The organism is Sphingorhabdus sp. EL138, assembly GCF_945862485.1.
Lineage (GTDB): Bacteria > Pseudomonadota > Alphaproteobacteria > Sphingomonadales > Sphingomonadaceae > Sphingorhabdus_B.
The window spans coordinates 1-21,276 of sequence record NZ_CAMAYF010000021.1 but is presented as its reverse complement, the minus strand read 5'-3'; the positions used below and the strand labels follow the sequence as shown (position 1 = coordinate 21,276).

Genomic DNA, 21,276 nt, shown 5'->3' with positions numbered 1-21,276 from the left:
GCTTAGTTTCTTCCGCAGAAGTTTGGAAACTGCAATATCTTTCTGTGTAAATTATTGATTTACTTACCTTTGCGTAATCGGTGGCTAACCATATCGAGAACCGCGCCTTCGCTTTCGTCTGGCATTAGGCCGAGGCGGCGGGCGACTTCTTGATAGGCTTCTGCTTCGCCACCAAGGTCACGGCGGAACCGATCTTTGTCTAGCTTCTCGCCGGTTTCAATGTCCCACAATCGGCAACCATCGGGGCTGATTTCGTCGGCCAAGATGATCCGCGAAAAATCGCCATCGAACAAGCGCCCAAACTCAAGTTTGAAGTCCACAAGCCGTATGCCGATGGCAGCAAACATGCCGCACATGAAATCATTGATGCGGATCGCCATGGACGAAATATCCTGCATTTCTTCCTGCGTTGCCCAACCAAAGCACGCGATATGTTCCTCTGCAACCAATGGATCGCCAAGGCTATCGTCCTTATAGCAATATTCCAGCAAGGTATGCGGAAGCGGCGTACCTTCTTCGATACCAAGGCGTTTCGATAAGGTGCCCGCGGCCACGTTACGCACGATGACCTCGATCGGAACAATCTCAACCTGACGGATTAATTGTTCGCGCATATTGAGGCGGCGAATGAAGTGCGTCGGAATGCCAATATGGCTCAGCCGCGTAAAGACATGTTCCGACACGCGGTTGTTGATGACGCCTTTGCCGGCAATTGTGCCCTTTTTCTGGGCATTGAAGGCCGTTGCATCATCCTTGAAATATTGGATCAACGTGCCAGGTTCTGGACCTTCATAAAGAATCTTGGCCTTGCCTTCGTATATTTTGCGGCGGCGGGTCATATGCGGTCCCTGACTTTGCTTGAAATGATGCGCCCCGGTGGAGTTGGCCGTTGATGAGACTAACTCTGCCGGGGCGATTTCAACGCTATAATCCATTGCATGCGTCGGCGCAATTCGAGATAGGCAAATAGGACGGACACGAAAGGACATCATTTGGCCATCGATCTGGATTTACTGCTTCAGGCGTATGCCAATGGCATATTCCCGATGTCTGACGCCCGCGATGACCCCGATACTTTTTGGATTGAACCGGAGTTTCGAGCGATCATGCCGCTGAATGGCTTTCGTTTGTCAAAGTCGCTTGCCAAAACTATCCGGCAGGACCGTTTTGTGGTTACCGCCGATACCGCTTTTGCACAGGTCATTGCCACTTGTGCCGAATCGCAAGCGGGCAGGCGGGACACTTGGATTAATCCGGATATCGAAGAGGCTTTCTGCCGCTTGCACCAATACGGGCATGCCCACAGCATCGAGTGCTGGTCGGAAGGTCGGCTCGTGGGCGGGTTGTATGGGCTGGCCCTGGGGCGCGCGTTTTTCGGAGAAAGCATGTTCTCGCGCGAAATCGACGCGTCGAAGGTTGCTTTGGCGTGGCTGGTTGCAAGGTTGAAGCTCGGCGGGTTTGAATTGCTGGATTGCCAGTTCATGACTGACCATTTGGCCAGTCTAGGGGCAATTGAAATGACGCAAGCCGCTTATCTTAAACTGCTTGAGGCTGCTCTAACAAAAGCCGTTCAAGCCGCGTCAGGGCTGGCGTTGTCAGCCCCCGCAGGAGTAGGCTCTGGTAGCGACTGGGGTTCACTTGACGTCGCTTTGGCTGCTGGATCCGCGGTAGGAGCCTCTTCAGAAGACTTCTCCGCTACGGGTGCTTCTTCCCCGGGGAAGCGCATTTTGCAAGCCTTGACCCAAACATCGTAAATCGGGTGCTCGACAACATTGGCCGCAGGATTTTCCTTGAACAGCCAACCCGAAAAAACATTACGCCATCTTTCCGCTTCAGTCGTGCCTGGGGGGCGCTCATTCACCAGCAATTGAACAAATGCACCTTCGTCAGGCTGGTTCTCCCAGGGTGCGGTTTTCTCGCAAGCTCTGAGTCGGATAACTACTTTATCAAAGCGAATAGCTTGGCCGGGTTTGAGTTCAACGTCGCGGGTTTGGCCATTCCGCTTGTTCAATAGACCCAGCACGGCAACGCGTTCCGCCATGGGGGTACCAATATTTGCGTCGGACATGGCCACAATTTTGTCGTTTGTGGAGATCGCTTCGCCGGATTTCGCTGGCGCAAGCGTTGCATCCTCTGAAGAACCGCATGCAGCAAGCGTTGCCAATAAAGGCAACCATATTAAACCGCGCGCGCGGATCATGATGCGTCGGGACTCCACGCCTCATAATCACCCGTTGCGCGTGCACGGTGTCCGCCACGTTCAATCGAACCCGCCGGACGATAGGCAGCGTCGGTTCCAGTCAGATTGGGTACGGCCGCAGTTTCATAGCCACGATGTGGTGGCAAATAGCTCTCCGGATCTCCATCATGTGTGCCATGCAGCCAGCCATGCCAATCGGGCGAGACGCGGCTTGCATCATTGGGACCGTTATAGATTACCCAACGTCGTTTGCCGTCAGATGATTGATAATATCGGTTGCCTAAGGCGTCAGCACCCACAGCTTTGCCTTTGCGCCAGCTGTAGATGGACGTGCCAATGGTCGCGCCGTCCCACCAAGTGAAGATTTTACTTAGAATACCCATGGCTCACGCGATTAGGACTAAGCATGATTCCGCGCAATCCTTATTTGGTTGTCCATTGCACCTTGTCGCCGGAAACGATTCCCAGTTCAGCCGCGAGACCGCCGCGCAATTCGAGTACAGCGGCAACTGGTTCGCCCGACACAACGGGGGTCATGGAATAAGGGACCGTATTGTCGGCGATACTCTCTATCGTGCCATCCGCGCGCACGAAGATGATGTCCAAGGGAATAACAGTGTTTTTCATCCAGAAACTCGCGATCCGCAAATCTGGAAAGGGAAAAATCATGCCCGCATTGTCGGCGAGTTCCGTCCTGAACATGAGCCCCTTGGCTTGCTCTGCTGACGTTCTTGCAGCCTCAACGGTGAATCTATGCGTTTTGGCGGCACTGGTGACGCATAAGGTTACTATTTGCAGCCCCGCCGCCGATTGGCCTGCAGCCGCGCCTGGCGTGCAACCCGCTGCCGGGCTTTCGCCATTGGCTGGCATGTTACAGGCAGTGAGCGACAAGGCGATGGCAAAGGCGCTGCAACGGCTGAACTGGGTAAAACTCATTAACGATATTCCTCTTTTTGATCCGGGCAATTTGGATGGCAGTGTCTATGATCTGTGTGGTGATGCATCGTCCGTTACTGCCAACCGTGCTTCACCCCATTCCACCCAGCCAAGCCATTTTGGCGTCCGTTTCATATAATGTCCTTGCAGCGCATGACATACAAATCCAGCGTCCGATATCGCCTGCGTTACTGGCCGGGTCAAATGGCAACCACCCGCAATCCGTTTCCAGACCGGTTCGATACGCTTTTGCCACGCGGCGGCCGACTGATCCCGCGCACGGCCATGTTCGACGAACAACAAGCGTCCGTTTGGCCGGAGCACCCGCTTCGCCTCCGACAATGCCAAGCGTGGATCTTGGACCGAACAGAGCGTGAAAGTGGTCACAACAGTATCGAAGCTGGCGTTGGCAAAGGGAAGCGCCTCCGCAACGCCTGGCATAAAATTGGCCGTCAGGCCCTTGCTTTCCAACGCACGTGTTGCACTGGCGAGCAATTCTTCGGACGGATCAACGCCAGATAGCGAATGCACATTGCTCCAGTCATAATAATCAAGGTTCGGCGCGCCACAACCAAGTTCAAGTACATCGCCAGAGGCGTGCGGCACCACTTTGGCTCTATCATGCATTACTGCAGGTTGCGTGCACGCGCAGCCGATTATTCGCGGCACGACATGCCGATCCCACCAATTACTCATGCGTATTTGCGTCGGTAGTTCAGGAGCAATTTATGCTGCCTTAACTGTGCCAGAAAACTTGTGGTCTGACCCATGAAGTGCCCCCTTGTGAAGATTGCCTCAACAATATGCTCGGGTTGGTTGCGCGCAACCCATTTTTGCGGCTTAACTCGAAAGTCCCATTTCCTTCAGCATTTTCGGAATGCGTTCCTTGAACGGGAAGAAACCTTTGGTCGCATGCGGCCAGAACCTCTCGTCCCAAGCACGCCGAACTTGAACAAGGGGTATCCCCTCCGACGCCAATAAGGGCGCGATGCGGGCCAAGGCATTCGCGACGGGACCAACCGGAGCATAAGCGGTGATGACCTGCTCTGCGCCTGCTTCGCGGGCTTGGACTATCAAGCTTGCGACATCCAAATTGTTGAGCAATTTCGTTGGACAGTTGAAACAGTTGTCAACGCGTGCGGCGGCGTCGCGTACTGCTTCTGCGACAAAGGATCGGGCATTGTCACCACATAAGGTTTCAGGTTCAAACAAAATGCCTGCGCCGTTTATTTTGGCTGGTGCACCAAATACAGATTCAGGGTGCAAGTCCTCAGGCGTTACCAGCAGAAAGGATGACTTTTGCGCGTCGACAGATGCAAGTTGCGGCAGGGGTTGTGCCGGACATACCGGCGTCTCGGTCGGCATCGTTGCAATGGTCGCGAGGCCCTTTGGTGCAAATCGGCCATTGGTAAAACGGGCGATGTTATCGGCAGAGGCAAGATAGGTTTTGCCTGCTCTTTGTAAGCCTGCAACCCACCGCCAGGACAATGTGTTGCTCGCGGCGTCGGCATCCACCAAATGCCGCAGGAAGAAGTCAGCGCCCAGCGTCCAAGGTAGGCGCAAGGTAAATATCCAGATTGACGCAAACCACATTCTTGCGTGGTTGTGGAGATAGCCCGTTTCCACCAATTCGCGGGCCCAGTCATCAAACCCTTCAATGCCAGTCTCGCCGGCCTCCGCACTGCGAATTGCGCGGGTATTGGGGAAGCTGTCACGTTGCCGGTCACATTCTTGCAGATATTGGGCCCACACCGATGGCCGCATCTCGAGCCAGCCCTTCCAATAGGTTCGCCACAACACTTCCTGCACATATTTTTCGGCTGCTTGCAGGCTGTGTTGGCCAAGCGTGGCACCGACGACTTCTTGTTCGGTTATCATGCGATAGCGCAGATATGGCGAAAGCATCGACACAGCGCCAACTTGATCTGGCCAAGCGTCGGTATTGCGGCCGGACGCATAAGCCTCGCCAGCCCGCGGGGCAAACTGGGTGAGGCGTAACAGCGCAACATTGCGCGTTGCGGGGAAGGTATCGCCGATCACATTAGTCCAGTAACTTTTGCAGGCGCGGCCGGATGATGAGGAAGCGGGTGTAGAGCCTTTCGAGTAGCCCGAGAACAAGCCGGTTGCGGGCGATGAAGCCAAGGGGTTTCAAAAATGGAATGGCCCGCCACATGGCGGCGAAGGCGGCGGCGCCCGATAGGATGACGCCGTCTTCGCTGGCATGGAAGCGCGCCAACATCAATTGACGGTCAAGCGGACACACCGCATCCGCAGGCGCTATATCCAGAAAGTCGATAGAGCGACGCACATCGAGTCGGCGCATCAAAGCAATCTCGCGCATGCACATGGGGCATGCCCCGTCATACCAGACAATTACTTTAGCCATATAGCCGTTTATCATCTCTGGCATGTGCCTGTCAGGCTAGGCATTAGGCGGTAGCGTAGCACAATAAAAAAAGGGCGCCGTTTCCAGCGCCCTTCAGATTTTGAGATCAGGAGATTTTACTCCGCTTTTTCGTAATATTGCGGGGCCGCTTCATTCAAGATGACGAGGATTTTCTGGAGCGCCGCTTTTTCATCGGTCTTTTCCATGGCGGCAAGTTCACGCGCCAGACGGCTGGATGCGGCTTCAAAAATCTGCCGCTCGGAATAGCTTTGCTCTGGCTGGTCATCGGGACGGAACAGATCGCGCGTCACTTCGGCGATCGATACCAGGTCGCCTGAGTTGATCTTCGCTTCATATTCTTGCGCCCGACGTGACCACATGGTGCGTTTCACCTTGGGCTTGCCAGTCAGGGTGTGCATCGCTTCTTTCAGCGTCTTGTCGCTTGAAAGCTTCCGCATACCAACGCCCTCGGCCTTGTTAAAAGGCACGCGCAGCGTCATTTTTTCCTTCTCAAAACGCAGAACATAAAGCTGAAGCTGCATCCCTGCGATTTCGGAATCCTGAAGTTCAATTACGCGGCCAACCCCGTGCTTGGGATATACCACATAATCGCCTACATCAAATATCGCCGCGGTGGACGTCATATTACGACCTTTCTGATTATTCGGGAGAAGTAGCTTGTTCAGGCAACGGAGCGTCGCCCATCAGACTTTTTACGTTCGTCCCTTACGTAATGAAACTGCCGCTACCTGAATTGGATGCGCAGTCGTCGACCAATATTGACCTATCGCAAACGAGTGTAACAGATTCGCAACAAAAATTCAATAACCGCTTTACATCATGTCAGTAGCGCACATTAAATCGCGCTTAACTTCCGTACGCGATCATCGACGTCATGTATGTCGGCGCTGATCGGTGTAATGTCTGCCGCGTTCATCCAGCTTAAATCCATGTAGCCAAGAACCCGTTCGTCATGGCTGCGGATTGTCACAGGCAGGATGGGTTGGCGGTCACGATCATCTACCAGCACCGGATTAGACAAAACACCTGTTCCCCATTTTTCGCCCCATTGGCGCAAAGCGATCATGGTCGGCAGCAGGTCGAGACCTTTTTCCGTCAGACGATATTCAACCTTGCGCCGGTCGTCCGGGCAGGGCGTGCGGTGCAATATTCCGCTTTCGGTCAATCGGGTCAGGCGGTTGGCCAGTATGTTGCGCGCAATGCTGATTTCAGAGAGAAATTCCTCAAAATGCCGAACGCCATTAAAGGCTGCGCGCAATATCATGAATGACCAGCGTTCACCCATTGCCTCAAGCGCCATGGGGAGGCCGCATTCAGCGAGCTGTTGTAAAGGTTCCCGCAATTCACCCATCAAACATCCCCTCGGTCGCAGATTGCGATTCTTATTTCAAATAATCAACCCAAATTGCAAATTTAAGTTGCAAATAGAAACTTATAATAATAAGTTGTGATTCGCAACTGATTTACCAGAAGCGCAAAATGCTTGCGAGGGACCAAAGTTCCAGTCGGCATTTTGATTATTTAGCACAGCTAAAGGAAAATATGATGACCCTCTCCCAAATCTCCGCCCGTATGGGCGCGCTTGCCGCCGCCGCTGCTTTGAGCGCCACCCTTTTGTTCGCAGCGCCGCAGGCACATGCCGCCACCAACAATAGCTATTACAAAGCCGAGCTGGCGCAGCCTACCACTGCCAAGCCAGAGCTATTGCGCAGCGTATATGTAAAATGCGAAGGCAAAAGCTGCCGCGCGCCGATAGCGTCTACTGCGCCAAAGAATATGTGCGTTAGCATATCGCGTGAATTCGGCGCAGTTACTGCCTTCACCGCCGGTGAGCGCGTGTTCACGGCTGAAGAAATTGCGGCATGCAATGGTGATAATGCAAAGGCCGTCGCCAAGAACTAAGCTGGCACCGGAATTTTTTGTTCCGCTCTCTTGCCTCCCCCCTCGCTGCTTTTTCGGGCAGCGTCAGGAACCGAATGCATACTGCGCCGGAGGGATCGCCCCTCGGCGCAGTTTTTATCGTTGCGCGGCTAAGCTTGTATCCGTGCAACTGGCCTTGACCCTAGCCCAAAAACATTTTCCTGTTGCATCGCAACGTAAAAGAACCAAGTTGGATCGATGATGCGGCAATATGAACTGGTTGAGCGGGTGCGGGCTTACACACCTGATGTCGATGAAGATCGGCTGAATCGGGCCTATGTTTTCACGGTGCAAATGCATGGCACGCAAAAGCGGGCATCGGGTGATCCTTATTTCAGCCACCCGGTAGAGGTTGCAGGGCTGATGACTGACCTCAAAATGGATGAAGACACGATCATTACCGCGTTGCTGCACGACACCGTGGAAGACACGTTGACCTCCATCGAAGATATTGAAAAGCGCTTTGGTCCCGAGGTCGCACGCTTGGTCGATGGTGTGACCAAGCTGTCAAAGATTGAAGCGCAGACCGAGGATGAGCGGGCGGCAGAAAATCTGCGCAAATTCCTGCTCGCAATTTCCGATGATATCCGCGTGCTTTTGGTCAAATTGGCCGACCGGTTGCACAATATGCGGACGCTGCATTTCATCAAAAGCCCCGAAAAGCGACGCCGTATCGCCAGAGAAACGATGGATATTTATGCCCCGCTGGCTGAGCGGATTGGCATGTATGAATATATGCGCGAGATGCAGTTGCTCGCCTTTGAACAATTGGAACCAGCCGCCTATCAGACTATTACGGGCCGCTTGAAGCAAATCCGCGAGAAGGCGGATGTCGAGATTGACCAGATTAACCAGACTATCGCTTGGGAAATGGAACAGGCTGGCCTGAAAATCAAAATTTCGGGCCGAGAAAAGCACCCCTATTCGATCTGGAAAAAGATGCAGGAACGCCATGTCGCGTTTGAACAACTGACAGATATCAATGCCTTTCGCGTCATTACGGAAACTACAGAGGATTGTTATCGCGCTTTGGGCGCACTGCATCGGCGTTGGCAGATGGTGCCCGGACGTTTCAAAGACTTTATCTCCACACCCAAGCGCAACGGCTATAAATCGATCCATACGACAATTATGTTCGCTAAAAATATGCGGGTAGAGGTGCAGATCAGAAGCGCCGAGATGCACCGCAACTCGGAACATGGCTTTGCGGCACATTGGGCGTACAAACAGGATGACAAGCCCGATGGGCAAGCGGGCTGGCTGCGCGATCTGATTGAGATACTCGAGACAAGCCAAGACGCCGAAGACATTCTCGAAAACACGCGGATGGCGATGTATCAGGACCGCATTTTTGCCTTTACGCCAAAAGGCGCTCTGCACCAATTGCCGAAGGGATCAACGGTCGTTGATTTCGCTTATGCTGTGCATACCGACCTTGGAGACAAAACTGTTGGTGGCAAGGTCAATGGCCGTCATGTGCCGTTACGCACGCAGTTGCGCAATGGTGACATGGTCGAAATTCTGAAGTCAAAGGCGCAAGAGCCCCAACAAGCATGGATGAATTTCGTGACCACGGGCAAGGCACGCGCCGCGATCCGTCGCCATGTCCGACACCGGGAACGTGATGAGCTGGTCGTGATTGGACGCAAGCTGTATGAAGAAATCGCCGCGCGTATGCCGGGCAAGATCGGCAAAAAGGCCCTTACGGCGGCGTTGGGTCGGTTGAAGCTGGAGGATGAGGACGAGCTTATGCATCGCATTGGCTTGGGTAAAATCAACGACCGCACATTGATGGAGGCGTTGGTCCCCGGTTTCGACGCCGATGGCATCGATGTCGATTTTCCGGGGCAGGAAAGCGCCATCTCGATCCGTGGATTGACCCCGGGTGTGGGGTATCATCTTGGCGAATGCTGCCACCCTATTCCCGGCGACCGGATTGTCGGGCTGCGACTGACGGGGCAGCCAGTCGAGGTACATACCATTGAATGTGACCGGTTGGCGACGGGAACAGACGCCGACTGGGTTGACTTAAGCTGGGGCCAGGGCAGCGACGGCGCGTCGGCGCGCTTGCGCATTATCATTCACAACAGGCCTGGCACATTGGGCGAAATTGCTGGAATATTTGGCTATCATAAGGCCAATATCATCCACCTGCGGATGACCGCGCGGGATGTTGAATTCCACACATTTGAGGTGGATTTGGAAGTGCATGATCTTCAACACCTCATGCGCATCATCTCTGCGCTTCGCGCGTCAGAGGCGGTGGCGACAGCAGACCGCGTCTACGACTAAATTTAATTGTCGCTAAGGTCGTCACCGGGTTCGGCATACACAAACCGTTTCGCCAATTCAAAACTATGCCCCGCGCGCAGGAAAGCGTTCAGCTGCTTATTTCGTTTTTCCGGTGGTGCCGCTTCCTGTGCAAAGGGCCCAATGCGCTTTCGTCTCGCGAAGTTTTCGGCAGCGGTAAAAATGCTATCTTCCATATGCACTTTGGCATTGATGGCATCGGCGTCACCAATCCCGCTGGCCCGCAAATCCTCGCTCAGCCTTCGCCCGCCAAAGCCCCGGCGGACAAAGGACCGGCTTCGGGCCTCGGCAAATTGGGCGTCGTTGATATAGCCCAAGGACGTGAATTGCTCGGTCAATCCTGCAATGTCGGCAGAACGTTCATCGTCCCAGCCCCGTTCGCGTATTTTGCGCGTTAAATAGCCAGCCAATTTTGACTGCGTCGTGGCATATTTGCCGACATAATGCAGCGCTAATTGACGCAGGCTTTCCGCATTCAACGGTGGAGTGGGCTTTTTGACAGGGCGGGGTTGGTTCACGCCCTATTCTTGCCACAGTCGGGCCGAAATTTGAACTGCTATCCGCTGTTAAAGTAAGTAGCTAACAAAAGTGAAACGGGCCGCTGCCCACTCACATTATGGGAATTATGATGAGCGCACTCGCCTCCACGCCAACGCAGGACAGCTTGCAGCGCCGCTTTTCCGACTTTGCAACGCTTGGTGAAGCTCTTGATTACGCGGCTTTGGGGCAGCGCGGATTGAACTTCCATGACATGCGTGGCCAATTGGCACGGCCTTATCCCTATAGCGAAATGCGCGAAGACGCTTTGAAAATGGCGTATCGGTTGATCAGCCACGGCATAACTAAGGATGACCGCGTTGCCTTGGTCGCAGAAACTGGGCCCGATTTTGCGGCGTTGTTTTTCGGATGTGTCTATGCGGGTGCATGGCCCGTCCCGCTGCCGTTACCGACATCGTTTGGCGGTAAGGAAAGCTATGTTGATCAACTGTCGGTGCAGTTGAAAAGCTGTGATCCCAAAATATTATTTTTCCCAGCTGAACTAGCCGACATGGCCAATGATGCAGCGCAGGCTTGTCATGTCGAAGGCTTGGATTGGGAAAGCTTCAACGACCGGATTGCATTGGAAGCCGAACTGCCCGCGGCAGGCACGGACGAAATTTGCTATCTGCAATATTCTAGCGGATCGACCCGTTTCCCGCATGGCGTTGCGGTGACGCATAAGGCATTGTTAAACAATCTTTCGGCGCACTCGCATGGTATGGAAGTGACCGAAAATGATCGCTGCGTTTCGTGGTTGCCATGGTATCATGACATGGGTCTCGTCGGTTGTTTTCTGTCGCCAGTGGCGAACCAGGTGTCGACCGATTACATGAAGACGGAGGATTTTGCGCGTCGCCCGCTGGCGTGGCTGGACGTGATCAGCGCCGCCGATGGCACGGTTATCAGTTACTCGCCAACATTCGGCTATGACATTTGCGCGCGGCGGATTTCAAGCCAGAGTCATGTGAACGACCGCTTTGACCTGTCCAAATGGCGGCTTGCGGGCAATGGTGCGGACATGATCCGGCCTGACGTGATGCAGGCATTTGTGGACGCCTTTGGCGATGCCGGGTTCAAGGCATCGGCGTTCTTGCCAAGCTATGGCCTTGCCGAAACCACGCTTGCGGTATCCATTATGCCGCCAGGTGAGGGTATTCAAGTTGAGCTGGTTGAAGAGACCGAGCTTACGGGACACCCCGGCGCGACAGACCGCCCGGTTCGGTATCGCGCCATCGTCAATTGTGGGCGTGCCGTAAAAGACATGACCATCGAGATTCGCGACGAAAACAACACAGCAGTTGCGGACCGAATAATTGGCAAAGTGTGGTGCACGGGCCCGTCCTTGATGAAGGAATATTTCCGCGACAAGGAATCTACCGATGCTTGCTTGGTCGACGGATGGCTCGACACCGGCGATATGGGCTATCTGTCGAACGGCTATATCTACATTGTTGGCCGTGCCAAGGACATGATCATCATCAATGGCAAAAACCATTGGCCGCAGGACATTGAATGGGCTGTGGAGCAATTGCCGGGCTTCAAGGCCGGGGACATTGCAGCCTTTGCCGTGACAACACCGGGCGGCGAAGAAACGCCTGCCGTGCTGGTGCAATGTCGCACCACGGATGAGGTAGAGCGGGCCAAGCTGCGTGAGCAGATCCGCGACAAGGTTCGTTCAGTCACCGGCATGAACTGCGTTGTCGAACTGGTCCCGCCGCGCACTTTGCCTCGGACCAGCTCTGGCAAGATGAGCCGGGCCAAGGCGCGCATTCTGTACCTGTCGGGTGAAATTCAACCTTATGCCATCGCGGCGTAAGGCGCCCTGCCGACGTCCGCGAGTGGCTTATAGGATTTCGGTGACCTTTTCCTGAGGTCGACACAACCTGACGCCTTTATCCGTTTCGACAAACGGGCGTTCTACCAAAATCGGATGCGCCACCATCGCATCTAATATCCGTTCTGACGATGCTTCGTCGGTAAGGCCCAATTCTTCTGCGGGAGATCCGCGCGTGCGCAATGCTTCTCGCGGCGTCAGGCCAGCATCCTGGAATAATTGTTCAAGCTTTTTGCGGGCAAAGGGTTGCTTGCGATACTCGATTACTGAAACCACGACGCCTTCGGTTTCCTGGAGGATTGCTAGTGTCTTGCGCGAGGTTCCGCACTCCGGATTATGCCAAATGGTTGCTTGCATCATTGAAAACCTCCTTAAGTCCAATCTTGATAGTGCAAACAATTGCCCAGATGCAAAAGCAATCCAACGATTTTTACAATTTTCAATTGCATATGATAACGATTCTCAATAGTGAACCAAAAAAATTGCGAGTCATTCGCAATAAATAAAAAAGGTTCATTATGCCTCGCCTGTCCGCGTCCATTATCGCTTTGCTGTCCGTTTCAGCGTTGGGGAAACCCGCCTTCGCCGAAGAAGCGTTTGATGTCGAAGCTTATGATGACAGCCGGACTATCATTGTGACGGGCCTGAGCGATGGCTATCTTGCGACCAATTCAGTTACCGCGACCAAAACCGATACGCGTCTAATGGACATTCCCCAGACGATCAACGTGGTTACACGCGACCAGTTGGATGATCAGGCGCATCACTCGCTTGCGGACATATTGCGCTATGTTCCCGGCACGACTGTGGGCCAAGGCGAAGGCAACCGCGACCAGATTACTTTGCGCGGGCAAAACACCACCGCTGACTTTTTCGTGGATGGTGTGCGCGACGACGTCCAATATTATCGCGGGCTTTACAACATCGAGCGGGTCGAAATATTGAAAGGGCCTTATGCCCTGATCTTCGGACGCGGCGGCGGTGGCGGTATCATCAACCGCGTGCAGAAATCACCGTTGAGCGATGATTTTGTATATGCCGGCCAGGCGAGCATCAACAGCATGGGCGCATATGATATTTCGGCGGATGTCAACGCGCCGTTAAGCGGTTCAGCCGCCGTGCGTATCAACGCAGTTTACGAGACCTTCAACAACCATCGCGATTTTGTTGGTGGTGCGCGTTATGCGTGGAGCCCTTATGTTGCGTTCAAACTGAATGACGCGTGGAAGCTTGGGCTGTCCTATGAATATGTGCATGACGACCGCACAACCGACCGAGGCATCCCGTCAATCGCTACTGGTGCCGGTCAGCCCAACCGCCCGATTGCTGGCTACCGTGACCAATTTTTTGGCGTTCCTGGCGTCAATTATACCAAGTTGGAGGCGCAAATCGCCAAACTGCGGCTTGATGGTGCGTTGACTTCAAATCTCAGCTTTAGCGGCACAATATTGTATGGTGACTATGATAAAATTTATCTGAACGTCTATCCCAATGGTGCTGCGACGGCGCAGAATGGTACCGTTGTTTTGGCAGGTTATAGTGATCCGACCCAACGTGAAAACTTCATCGCGCAAGCCAATTTGGTCTGGGATGTGGAAACGGGTGCGCTGATGCATAAAATCCTAGTCGGCACCGAATATGGAGATCAAAAATCGGTCAACCGGCGTTTTAATGGTGTGCTCTCTATGCCAACGTTGAGCCTTGCCAATCCCATATTCCCGACGGTCAGTTTCAACGCATTGTCACGCGATACTGCATCCGACGTAAGATTTTTCTCTGCTTATGTTCAGGACCAGATCAGCCTTGGCGACCATGTCGATGTGGTGGTTGGTCTGCGTTATGACAATTTCGACATTGGAGGCACTGACCTGTTTCCAGCGGTTGACCGGCCTTTTGCCCGGAAGGACGAACAGGTCAGTCCGCGCCTGGGCCTTATTTTCAAGCCGCAGGAGAATATCTCTTTATATGGTAGCTACAGCCAGTCTTTCCTGCCACGTTCCGGCGACCAGTTTTTAGCGCTGACAGTGACGCAGGAAAATCTCGCGCCGGAAAAGTTTACCAATTACGAGCTTGGCGCGAAATGGGATGTGCAGCCCAATCTGAACTTGACGCTGGCTGTGTTTCAGTTGGAACGCAGCAACGCGACGACGCCTGATCCAAGTGATCCGGTTGCCAGCATCAATATTGGTATGACACGAACACAAGGTGTTGAGTTGGCGGCCACGGGCAAGATTACATCATCATGGCAAGTCCATGGCGGCTACAGCTATCAAGATGCACAGCTGGCTGGAAATGACAGCGTGCGTTTGGGGCAGGTTCCCAAGCATCAGGCGAGCCTATGGAACCGTTACGACTTGAATGACAGATTTGCTGGCGGCCTTGGTATCATTCACCAATCCAGCCAGTTTGCCGCGATCCGGACCGCCGCCAACACCACAAAACTGCCTGCGTTTACGCGTGTCGATGCGGCCTTTTTTTATAACCTAAGCGTTACGTTACAGTTGCAGTTCAACATCGAAAACCTACTGGACACCAATTATTTTTCAGACGCGCATAACAATAATAACATCTCGACCGGCGCGCCAATCAACGGACGCTTCACGATTAAGGCGACGTTTTAACCAGCGGCGGCGGCATGCGCCTTGGCATTGTGAACATAATGCGCAACGCCAAGCCGCATGCCCATGACGGCAGAATCGTCAAGCTCGCGCACAAAGCGCGCAGGCGAACCCGCCCATAATTGCCGTGTTTCTATCCGTTTGCCTTGAGTCAGCATTGCACCGGCGGCGAGCATAGCATCGCTTTCAATCACCGCGCCGTTCATGACGGCGGAGGACAGGCCAACAAACGCGCGATCATGCAAGACGCAGCCGTGCAGCATGACATTATGGCCAACGAGCACATCGTCGCCAATGATGGTTGGAAACCCGTCCTCAACCCCGGGCACCGGGCCGTCACAATGGATGATGCTGCCGTCCTGAATATTCGTGCGTGCGCCAATAACCACGCGGTTAAACTCTGCGCGGATGACGCAATTATACCAGATGCTTGCTTCTGCGGCGATGGTCACATCCCCAATGATCCGGCAACCCGGCGCGATAAAGGCGGTTTCGTGGATTATCGGCGTCTTGCCGTTCAAGGTAATGATGCTGATGTCGTTGCGCATGTGTGTCATTGGGTTTCCATAGATGAATATGCAGGGGTAAGCGGATTAAGCTCTAAGCAAACGCGCCGCCACCGCTGCATGATAGGTCAATATTCCCGAACATCCCGCCCGTTTGAACGCCATGAGCGTTTCCAGCACGAGCGCATCACGGTCACCTGCGCCGACAGCGGCGGCCGCCTCGATCATCGCATATTCGCCCGATACCTGATACGCGAATACAGGCACGTCAAAGCGCTCACGCACCCGGCGGACGATATCCAGATAGGGCAGGCCGGGCTTTACCATGACGCTGTCTGCGCCTTCGGCAATGTCCATGGCCACTTCACGCATGGCTTCGTCGGTGTTGGCCGGGTCCATTTGGTAACATTTCTTGTTACCTTTTAGCAGGCCGCGCGAGCCGACCGCATCACGGAACGGCCCGTAAAAGGCACTCGCATATTTGGCGGCATAAGACATGATCTGAACATTATGGTGCCCGTTCATTTCTAGTGCCTTGCGAATAGCACCAACGCGGCCATCCATCATATCGCTTGGCGCGATGATGTCTGCGCCCGCATTCGCCTGGTTGATCGCTTGGTCGACGAGCACAGCAACGGTCTCATCATTGACGACATAGCCGTCATTATCGATTAGCCCGTCTTGCCCATGGGTGGTGTAAGGGTCGAGCGCGACATCAGTCAAAACGCCGATTTTGTCTCCGTGTGCTTGCTTGATAGCGCGAATGGCGCGGCACATGAGGTTATCGGGATTGAAGGCTTCTGCGCCATCGTCGGTACGGCGATCGGCCTGTGTGTTCGGGAATAAAGCTATACAGGGTATACCCAATTCTATGGCTTCGGCTGCGCGCAGGACAATTTGGTCAACGGACCAGCGCGAGACGCCCGGGAGCGTTGCAATCGGTTCCTCAACGCCTTCGCCTTCGGTTACGAACAAGGGCCAAATGAGATCGGCAGGGGACAGCATATTTTCGCGCACCATCGCGCGGCTCCAGTCCGTCACACGGGTGCGACGCAGGCGGCTGTTTGGGAAAGAAGATATATCGCTCATCCAAAACACTTAGCGGCGATGCATTTTTTCCTCAACGCCTTATCCGCCGGTTGGTATCTGACTGTCGCGAAGTGTCAGGCGGTCAATTTCCCGTTTTGGTGCTTCGTCTTTTTTAGCCGCCGTTTGCAATGGCGTAAGCGCCGCGCCTGGCGTAACGGACTTCAGACTTTGAAGCGTGCCCTTGAAGCGGGTGAGGTCACGCCCGGACAGCTGCGCACGCTGCGTGAACTTAACGGACATTGGGTTGATCGCGCGCCCGTTGCGATAAAGCTCATAATGCAAATGTGGTCCTGTCGACAGACCCGTGGAGCCTACATAGCCTATTATTTGTCCCCGCCGGACCCTACTGCCGGGGCGTGCTGCTATCCGGCTCATATGGCCATAGCCACTTGCAAGACCGCCACTGTGTTTAAGCCGCACAAAATTTCCATAGCCGCCATTGCGTCCAGCAAAAGTTACGACACCGTCGGTCACCGCAAAAATGGGCTGGCCATAAGCTGCCTTGAAATCGAGGCCAGCATGCATCCGCATATAACCCAGAATCGGGTGACGTCTGGGTCCAAAACCCGAGTTCATGGGGCCATTCACTGGGGGGCTAAGGGCGCCTTTCGATTCACCGATGCCCGATGCCTCAAACCATTGGGTGCTGCCGTTCAGCGTCCATTTCAGCATCTGGATGTTGGATTTTCCATCGCGGTCCAAGCCAGCATATAACAGGTCGCCCACTTTGACTTCGCCGGTTGCAGCCCGCTTGTAATCAATGATAATGTCAAATTGGTCAGTGGGTCGAATGCTTGATATGGATGTGCGTCCTGAAATAACTTTCAGATAATCCTGAATAGCCCGCGCCGGTGCGCCAGCGGCCCGCGCCGAAAGGGTAATGCCTGCACTACCCACGGTCCCGCGAATACGCAGCGGCGTATTGTCCACGTATATGGGCATTTTGCTCAACCTTAAACTGTCGCCTTCACGATTGATTTCCAGATTGAGGTCGAAGCGCGCGCGAAAGGCCACCGATTCAAGCGGTCTTGGTTGATTTTTCGACGGTCGTGTCCCAAGGACAATGTCAACGGGAGTGCCAGGTTCGATGTCCGACAAAGCGGTTACGTTCGACACCATATTCACGACATCGTTTGCCTCACTGCCGCTAACCCCCGAACGTTGGAGCACGCGGGTAAAGCTGTCGCCGCGCCCCAAAGATGCCGTGAGCTCGATGCGCGGCCGTTCCGGGCTGTCGGCGAGCGCGACAACGGCGTCGGTGGCGGCCATGCGCTTGCCGCTATCGCTGCCGTAGCCGATGGGCATGATCATTTGTGCGCGCGCCTCTTCAAACTCTGCCTTGGTGGGCATTGAAGGCTGAAACCCGTAAATTGGTCCGTAATCTGGCAGAAGTGCAAGCGCAGCGAGGCTAAGTGCGGTTAAGGTGCCAAGGCCACGGAACCAGCGAACCGACCCGATATCTTCACCAAGGTCTGGCACGAAATCTATTTCTGCAAGGCGACTAAACCACTTGGCGTCAGAAACTTTTGTGTCGCGACTATGGCGCGTTGCTATACCCACTGCCTCGGGTAGCATTGCCTCCTGGACCCAACCTGGCGCAACAAAGCGCGCCTCTCTACCATCAAACATAAGGCATATAATCCACGACCGTCTTCCCATCCCCACGGGCGATCTCTGTGCACTCCTGTGGCGTACGATGGTTAAAGTCAAATTAACAGAAGCCTTGCCTCTGTCGAACTGCGGTCAACGGTGCAAATTCGCGGATAAGCGTTGGACTTCTGGCAAAAGCGCGTAAATCGAAATTTATCAGCTTCATAATATATATCGCAATGCTATGACTTATACTGTCAAGGAGAGCAGGACATGTGCGACAAACGGGTTGAATTTTTCTACGATCTTTCAAGTCCATGGACGTATATTGCGTTCCATAATCTTGAAACCCTTACTGCCCGCACCGGCGCGTCTTTGTGCTTGCGTCCTATATTGGTCGGCGGCGTTTTCAATGCCGTCAATCCGTCCGTGTATGCCGCACGAGAAGCGGCCGATAACCCCAAGTTCAAGCATAGTTGGCGGGTTATGCGGGATTGGGCAAAGCTGGCGGGCGTCGAAGTGAATTTTCCGAGCATCTATCATCCGGCAAAAAGCATCAACGCGATGCGCATGGCATGTTCACTCGCAAGCGATCAGGTGGCGTTAAAAACCTTCACAAAAGCGGCCTTTGAAAGTTATTTTGGTGCGCAGGAAAATCTTGACGACCCTGATGCGTTGGTCGCGGTGGCGAACAAAGCTGGTCTGGACGGAGCAGCGATGCGTGTCGCTTCACAGACCGATGCAGTGAAATCCCTTCTGCGCGCGAACACCGACGAAGTTATAGCACGGGGTGGCTATGGATCGCCGACCATATTTGTGGACAACGACAAGATGTATTTTGGCAATGATCAATTGCCGCTGGTAGAATTTGCATTGAACAGGAGCGAACCATGAACGACCGCGTATCTATTTCCATCGAAAATCATGTCGCCGATGTCCGCTTAACACGTGCGGACAAGATGAATGCGCTTGATCCAGCGATGTTTCAAGGGATTATAGCCGCAGGTGAAGAGCTAGCCAGTACGAAGGGCGTGCGCGCGGTGGTGTTGTCGGGCGAAGGGCGCAGCTTCTGCGCAGGCCTTGACATGGCCAGCATGGCAAGCGGTGGCGCAAGCGCGAGTAGCGGGATGGGCAGCCTGACCGACAGGACGCATGGCAACGCCAACACCTTCCAACAGGTCGCCATGCTGTGGCGCAAATTGCCGATGCCAGTGATCGCAGCGGTGCATGGAGTTTGCTTCGGCGGCGGTCTGCAAATTGCGAGCGGCGCAGACATCCGCGTGATCGCGCCCGATGCAAGGCTGGCCGTGATGGAAATGAAATGGGGCCTTATCCCCGACATGGGCGGCTATGCTTTGTGGCGGGTGATGGTGCGTGAAGATATGCTTCGCGAGCTCACATACACCAATCGTGAATTTTCGGGGGCTGAGGCACTGACGTTAGGCTTTGCGACATTCGTGGATGAAAACCCCCACCGCCGTGCCATGGTGATTGCCCGCGAGATTGCGGACCGCAACCCAGAGGCGATGCGCGAGGCAAAGGCACTGTTCAATGAATATGCCGATATGGACGAAGACGCGATATTGATGGCCGAAAGCGTCCGCCAGGCCCGCGTTATCCGCAAGCCCAACCAGATTGAAGCGGTAATGGCCGGAATGCAGAAGCGGACAGGGGTGTTTGCCGATTAAGCCGACTTAACGTGCAACCGTTCAAATTCCTCTCTCAGGTCCTTCGGTAAAGGCGCTGGCCCTTTTTCGTCGGTCAGCACGATAGTCGTAATACAAGTCGCTTTGCACTCGCCGCCTTGAAAGGCTGCGGACGCGATCTGCCAACTGCTGCCGCCCACGCGCAGAATTCCGCACGCTACGTCGACATGCGCGGGGAAATGCGCTTCGGCGATATACTCAATCGCGACACTGACAATCAGCCAGCGTTGCCCCGGCGCTCGCCGTTGGACCTCAATTGCGTGATTAAACATGCCGCGACCATGCTCAAACAATCCCGCCATCGCGACATTGTTGATGTGGCCAAGCAAATCCATATCTGCAAACCGTGTTTCTGTGCGGTGGCTGAACGGATAGTTGGCTGGGTCAAGCTGCCATGCTTCAGGCTTGGGCATAGATTGGAACCTCAATAAAATTCGTCACCCTGAACTTGCTTCAGGGTGACGAACTGCTGTGCGTCATGCTGAAACAAGTTCAGCATGACGATGTTCTTGGTGTTTAAAGACCGCGACCGATCAGTTCTTTCATGATCTCGTTTGTGCCGCCGAAAATCCGCGTTACGCGGGCGGCGCGCCACATGCGGGCGATGGGATATTCGTTCATATATCCGGCGCCGCCATGCAATTGCAGACATGCATCGACCACGTCCCATTGCAAGTCGGTGTGCCATAATTTGGCAGCAGCGCCTTCCTCGGCAGTGAGCTCTTTTTTATAATGGCGGTTCAATGCCCAATCGAGATGCGCCCAGCCCACCTGCAATTTGGACTTGATATCGGCCAAAACAAAACGGGTGTTCTGGAAATCAAGCAATGGCTTGCCGAAGACGATCCGGTCACGGCAAAAGGCGACGGTTTCATCAAACGCCTTTTGCGTGCTCGCCATCGACGAAACGGCAATCGACAGACGCTCCTGCGGCAGTTCGCTCATCAGATAGATGAAGCCCTTACCCTCTTCGCCCAAGCAGTTGGTCATGGGGACGCGGACATCCTCAAAGAACAATTCCGAGGTGTCGGCTTCATCCATGCCGATTTTGTCGAGGTTACGGCCGCGCTTGAAACCTTCACGTTCCGCTTCGACCAAGACAATGGACATACCCTTATAGGCTGGCTGAATTTCAGTGTCGGTTTTGACGCAGACCAGAATCAGGTCGGCGTTTTGGCCATTGGTAATGTAGGTTTTGCTGCCATTGATGACATAATGATTGCCATCCTTCTTGGCAGTGGTCTTCATACTTTGCAGGTCACTTCCGGTGCCAGGCTCAGTCATGGCGATGGCGGTGATGACTTCTCCAGCGATCATCTTGGGCAGCCAATGCTTCTTCTGTTCTTCGCTGCCATAGCTGGTGATGTAGTTTACGACGATGTCAGATTGCAATGAGAAGCCAGTCGCCGCGCCACCATAATAAGCCGATTCTTCGTCGACAATTGCGTTGTAGCCAAAATCGAGGCCCAGACCGCCATATTCGACGGGCGCAGTTGGGCACAACATCCCGATTTCGCCAGCTTTGGGCCAGATGGATTTGGGAACGATACCATTTTCCTGCCACTGCTTCGCGTAAGGCGCGACTTCCTTCAAAAGGAACTGACGCACTGACTGGCGAAA

Annotated in this window: 22 protein-coding genes and 1 pseudogene; 7 read left to right on the top strand and 16 right to left on the bottom strand. The window is 54.1% G+C overall.

The window, feature by feature from the left end:
- Positions 1-59: 59 nt before the first annotated feature.
- A complete protein-coding gene (gene purC / locus Q0O33_RS08570; RefSeq protein WP_295498321.1) occupies positions 60-839 on the bottom strand; it encodes a phosphoribosylaminoimidazolesuccinocarboxamide synthase in 780 nt (259 codons plus the stop codon).
- A gap of 153 nt (positions 840-992) precedes the next feature.
- On the opposite strand from purC, the gene aat reads away from it, so the two are divergent.
- Positions 993-1,754 carry a leucyl/phenylalanyl-tRNA--protein transferase gene (gene aat / locus Q0O33_RS08565; protein ID WP_295498319.1) on the top strand — a complete coding sequence of 254 codons (762 nt, stop codon included), beginning with the start codon at positions 993-995 and terminating at the stop codon, positions 1,752-1,754.
- A gap of 35 nt (positions 1,755-1,789) precedes the next feature.
- Here the strand turns inward: aat and Q0O33_RS08560 are convergent.
- The 8 genes and pseudogenes from Q0O33_RS08560 to Q0O33_RS08525 all read right to left on the bottom strand — a co-directional run.
- Positions 1,790-2,041 (bottom strand): annotated as a pseudogene (locus Q0O33_RS08560) (DUF2155 domain-containing protein); the annotation flags it as partial.
- A gap of 155 nt (positions 2,042-2,196) precedes the next feature.
- A complete protein-coding gene (locus Q0O33_RS08555; protein WP_295498316.1) occupies positions 2,197-2,583 on the bottom strand; it encodes an NADH:ubiquinone oxidoreductase subunit NDUFA12 in 387 nt (128 codons plus the stop codon).
- 40 nt (positions 2,584-2,623) lie between these two features.
- Positions 2,624-3,136, bottom strand: coding sequence for a DUF192 domain-containing protein (locus Q0O33_RS08550; protein ID WP_295498313.1), 513 nt, complete (start codon positions 3,134-3,136; stop codon positions 2,624-2,626).
- A 45-nt stretch (positions 3,137-3,181) separates the two neighbouring features.
- Entirely contained in the window at positions 3,182-3,832 is a 651-nt protein-coding gene (locus tag Q0O33_RS08545; RefSeq protein WP_295498310.1) for a class I SAM-dependent methyltransferase, read from the bottom strand.
- 144 nt (positions 3,833-3,976) lie between these two features.
- Entirely contained in the window at positions 3,977-5,176 is a 1,200-nt protein-coding gene (locus tag Q0O33_RS08540; protein ID WP_295498307.1) for an FAD-binding domain-containing protein, read from the bottom strand.
- Position 5,177: 1 nt separating this feature from the next.
- Positions 5,178-5,546: a DUF393 domain-containing protein gene (locus Q0O33_RS08535; RefSeq protein WP_366048496.1), complete on the bottom strand. Its 369-nt coding sequence runs from the start codon at positions 5,544-5,546 to the stop codon at positions 5,178-5,180.
- 92 nt (positions 5,547-5,638) lie between these two features.
- Positions 5,639-6,166: a CarD family transcriptional regulator gene (locus tag Q0O33_RS08530; protein WP_295498304.1), complete on the bottom strand. Its 528-nt coding sequence runs from the start codon at positions 6,164-6,166 to the stop codon at positions 5,639-5,641.
- A gap of 212 nt (positions 6,167-6,378) precedes the next feature.
- Entirely contained in the window at positions 6,379-6,894 is a 516-nt protein-coding gene (locus Q0O33_RS08525) for a helix-turn-helix domain-containing protein (protein WP_295498301.1), read from the bottom strand.
- Between the two features lie 194 nt (positions 6,895-7,088).
- Here Q0O33_RS08525 and Q0O33_RS08520 point away from each other — a divergent pair, with 194 nt between their 5' ends.
- Positions 7,089-7,445 carry a hypothetical protein gene (locus Q0O33_RS08520; RefSeq protein WP_295498298.1) on the top strand — a complete coding sequence of 119 codons (357 nt, stop codon included), beginning with the start codon at positions 7,089-7,091 and terminating at the stop codon, positions 7,443-7,445.
- A 216-nt stretch (positions 7,446-7,661) separates the two neighbouring features.
- A complete protein-coding gene (locus Q0O33_RS08515) occupies positions 7,662-9,755 on the top strand; it encodes a bifunctional (p)ppGpp synthetase/guanosine-3',5'-bis(diphosphate) 3'-pyrophosphohydrolase (RefSeq protein WP_295498295.1) in 2,094 nt (697 codons plus the stop codon).
- Between the two features lie 2 nt (positions 9,756-9,757).
- Here Q0O33_RS08515 and Q0O33_RS08510 read toward each other — a convergent pair whose 3' ends face one another.
- A complete protein-coding gene (locus Q0O33_RS08510; RefSeq protein ID WP_295498292.1) occupies positions 9,758-10,291 on the bottom strand; it encodes a RecX family transcriptional regulator in 534 nt (177 codons plus the stop codon).
- A gap of 110 nt (positions 10,292-10,401) precedes the next feature.
- Between Q0O33_RS08510 and Q0O33_RS08505 the strand changes: the two genes are divergently transcribed.
- The gene (locus tag Q0O33_RS08505) at positions 10,402-12,129 is read left to right on the top strand and encodes a fatty acyl-AMP ligase (RefSeq protein ID WP_295498289.1); all 1,728 of its coding nucleotides are present in this window, start codon (positions 10,402-10,404) and stop codon (positions 12,127-12,129) included.
- A gap of 27 nt (positions 12,130-12,156) precedes the next feature.
- On the opposite strand, the gene arsC is transcribed toward Q0O33_RS08505, so the two are convergent.
- Positions 12,157-12,504: an arsenate reductase (glutaredoxin) gene (gene arsC, locus Q0O33_RS08500; RefSeq protein ID WP_295498352.1), complete on the bottom strand. Its 348-nt coding sequence runs from the start codon at positions 12,502-12,504 to the stop codon at positions 12,157-12,159.
- 161 nt (positions 12,505-12,665) lie between these two features.
- Here arsC and Q0O33_RS08495 point away from each other — a divergent pair, with 161 nt between their 5' ends.
- Positions 12,666-14,768: a TonB-dependent siderophore receptor gene (locus tag Q0O33_RS08495; protein ID WP_295498286.1), complete on the top strand. Its 2,103-nt coding sequence runs from the start codon at positions 12,666-12,668 to the stop codon at positions 14,766-14,768.
- On the opposite strand, the gene Q0O33_RS08490 is transcribed toward Q0O33_RS08495, so the two are convergent.
- From Q0O33_RS08490 to Q0O33_RS08480, 3 genes are read right to left on the bottom strand one after another with little or no spacing between them, the layout of a single operon-like run.
- Positions 14,765-15,322 (bottom strand): gamma carbonic anhydrase family protein, encoded by a 558-nt coding sequence (locus Q0O33_RS08490; RefSeq protein WP_295498284.1) that lies wholly within the window; start codon positions 15,320-15,322, stop codon positions 14,765-14,767. The genes Q0O33_RS08495 and Q0O33_RS08490 overlap by 4 nt on opposite strands.
- Positions 15,323-15,358: 36 nt before the next feature.
- Entirely contained in the window at positions 15,359-16,360 is a 1,002-nt protein-coding gene (gene hemB, locus Q0O33_RS08485; RefSeq protein WP_295498282.1) for a porphobilinogen synthase, read from the bottom strand.
- A gap of 39 nt (positions 16,361-16,399) precedes the next feature.
- Positions 16,400-17,989: a M23 family metallopeptidase gene (locus Q0O33_RS08480; RefSeq protein WP_295498279.1), complete on the bottom strand. Its 1,590-nt coding sequence runs from the start codon at positions 17,987-17,989 to the stop codon at positions 16,400-16,402.
- A 234-nt stretch (positions 17,990-18,223) separates the two neighbouring features.
- Between Q0O33_RS08480 and Q0O33_RS08475 the strand changes: the two genes are divergently transcribed.
- Positions 18,224-18,844, top strand: a complete 621-nt coding sequence (locus Q0O33_RS08475; protein ID WP_295498277.1) for a 2-hydroxychromene-2-carboxylate isomerase — start codon at positions 18,224-18,226, stop codon at positions 18,842-18,844.
- Positions 18,841-19,638 (top strand): crotonase/enoyl-CoA hydratase family protein, encoded by a 798-nt coding sequence (locus Q0O33_RS08470; RefSeq protein ID WP_295498274.1) that lies wholly within the window; start codon positions 18,841-18,843, stop codon positions 19,636-19,638. Before Q0O33_RS08475 ends, Q0O33_RS08470 begins: the two co-directional genes overlap by 4 nt.
- Here Q0O33_RS08470 and Q0O33_RS08465 read toward each other — a convergent pair.
- Together Q0O33_RS08465 and Q0O33_RS08460 are read right to left on the bottom strand one after the other, a co-directional pair.
- Positions 19,635-20,069 carry an acyl-CoA thioesterase gene (locus tag Q0O33_RS08465; RefSeq protein WP_295498272.1) on the bottom strand — a complete coding sequence of 145 codons (435 nt, stop codon included), beginning with the start codon at positions 20,067-20,069 and terminating at the stop codon, positions 19,635-19,637. The two genes, Q0O33_RS08470 and Q0O33_RS08465, sit on opposite strands and share 4 nt — an antisense overlap.
- A 103-nt stretch (positions 20,070-20,172) precedes the next feature.
- Positions 20,173-21,276: acyl-CoA dehydrogenase family protein (locus Q0O33_RS08460; protein ID WP_295498271.1), on the bottom strand; the 1,104-nt coding region annotated here is incomplete at its 5' end.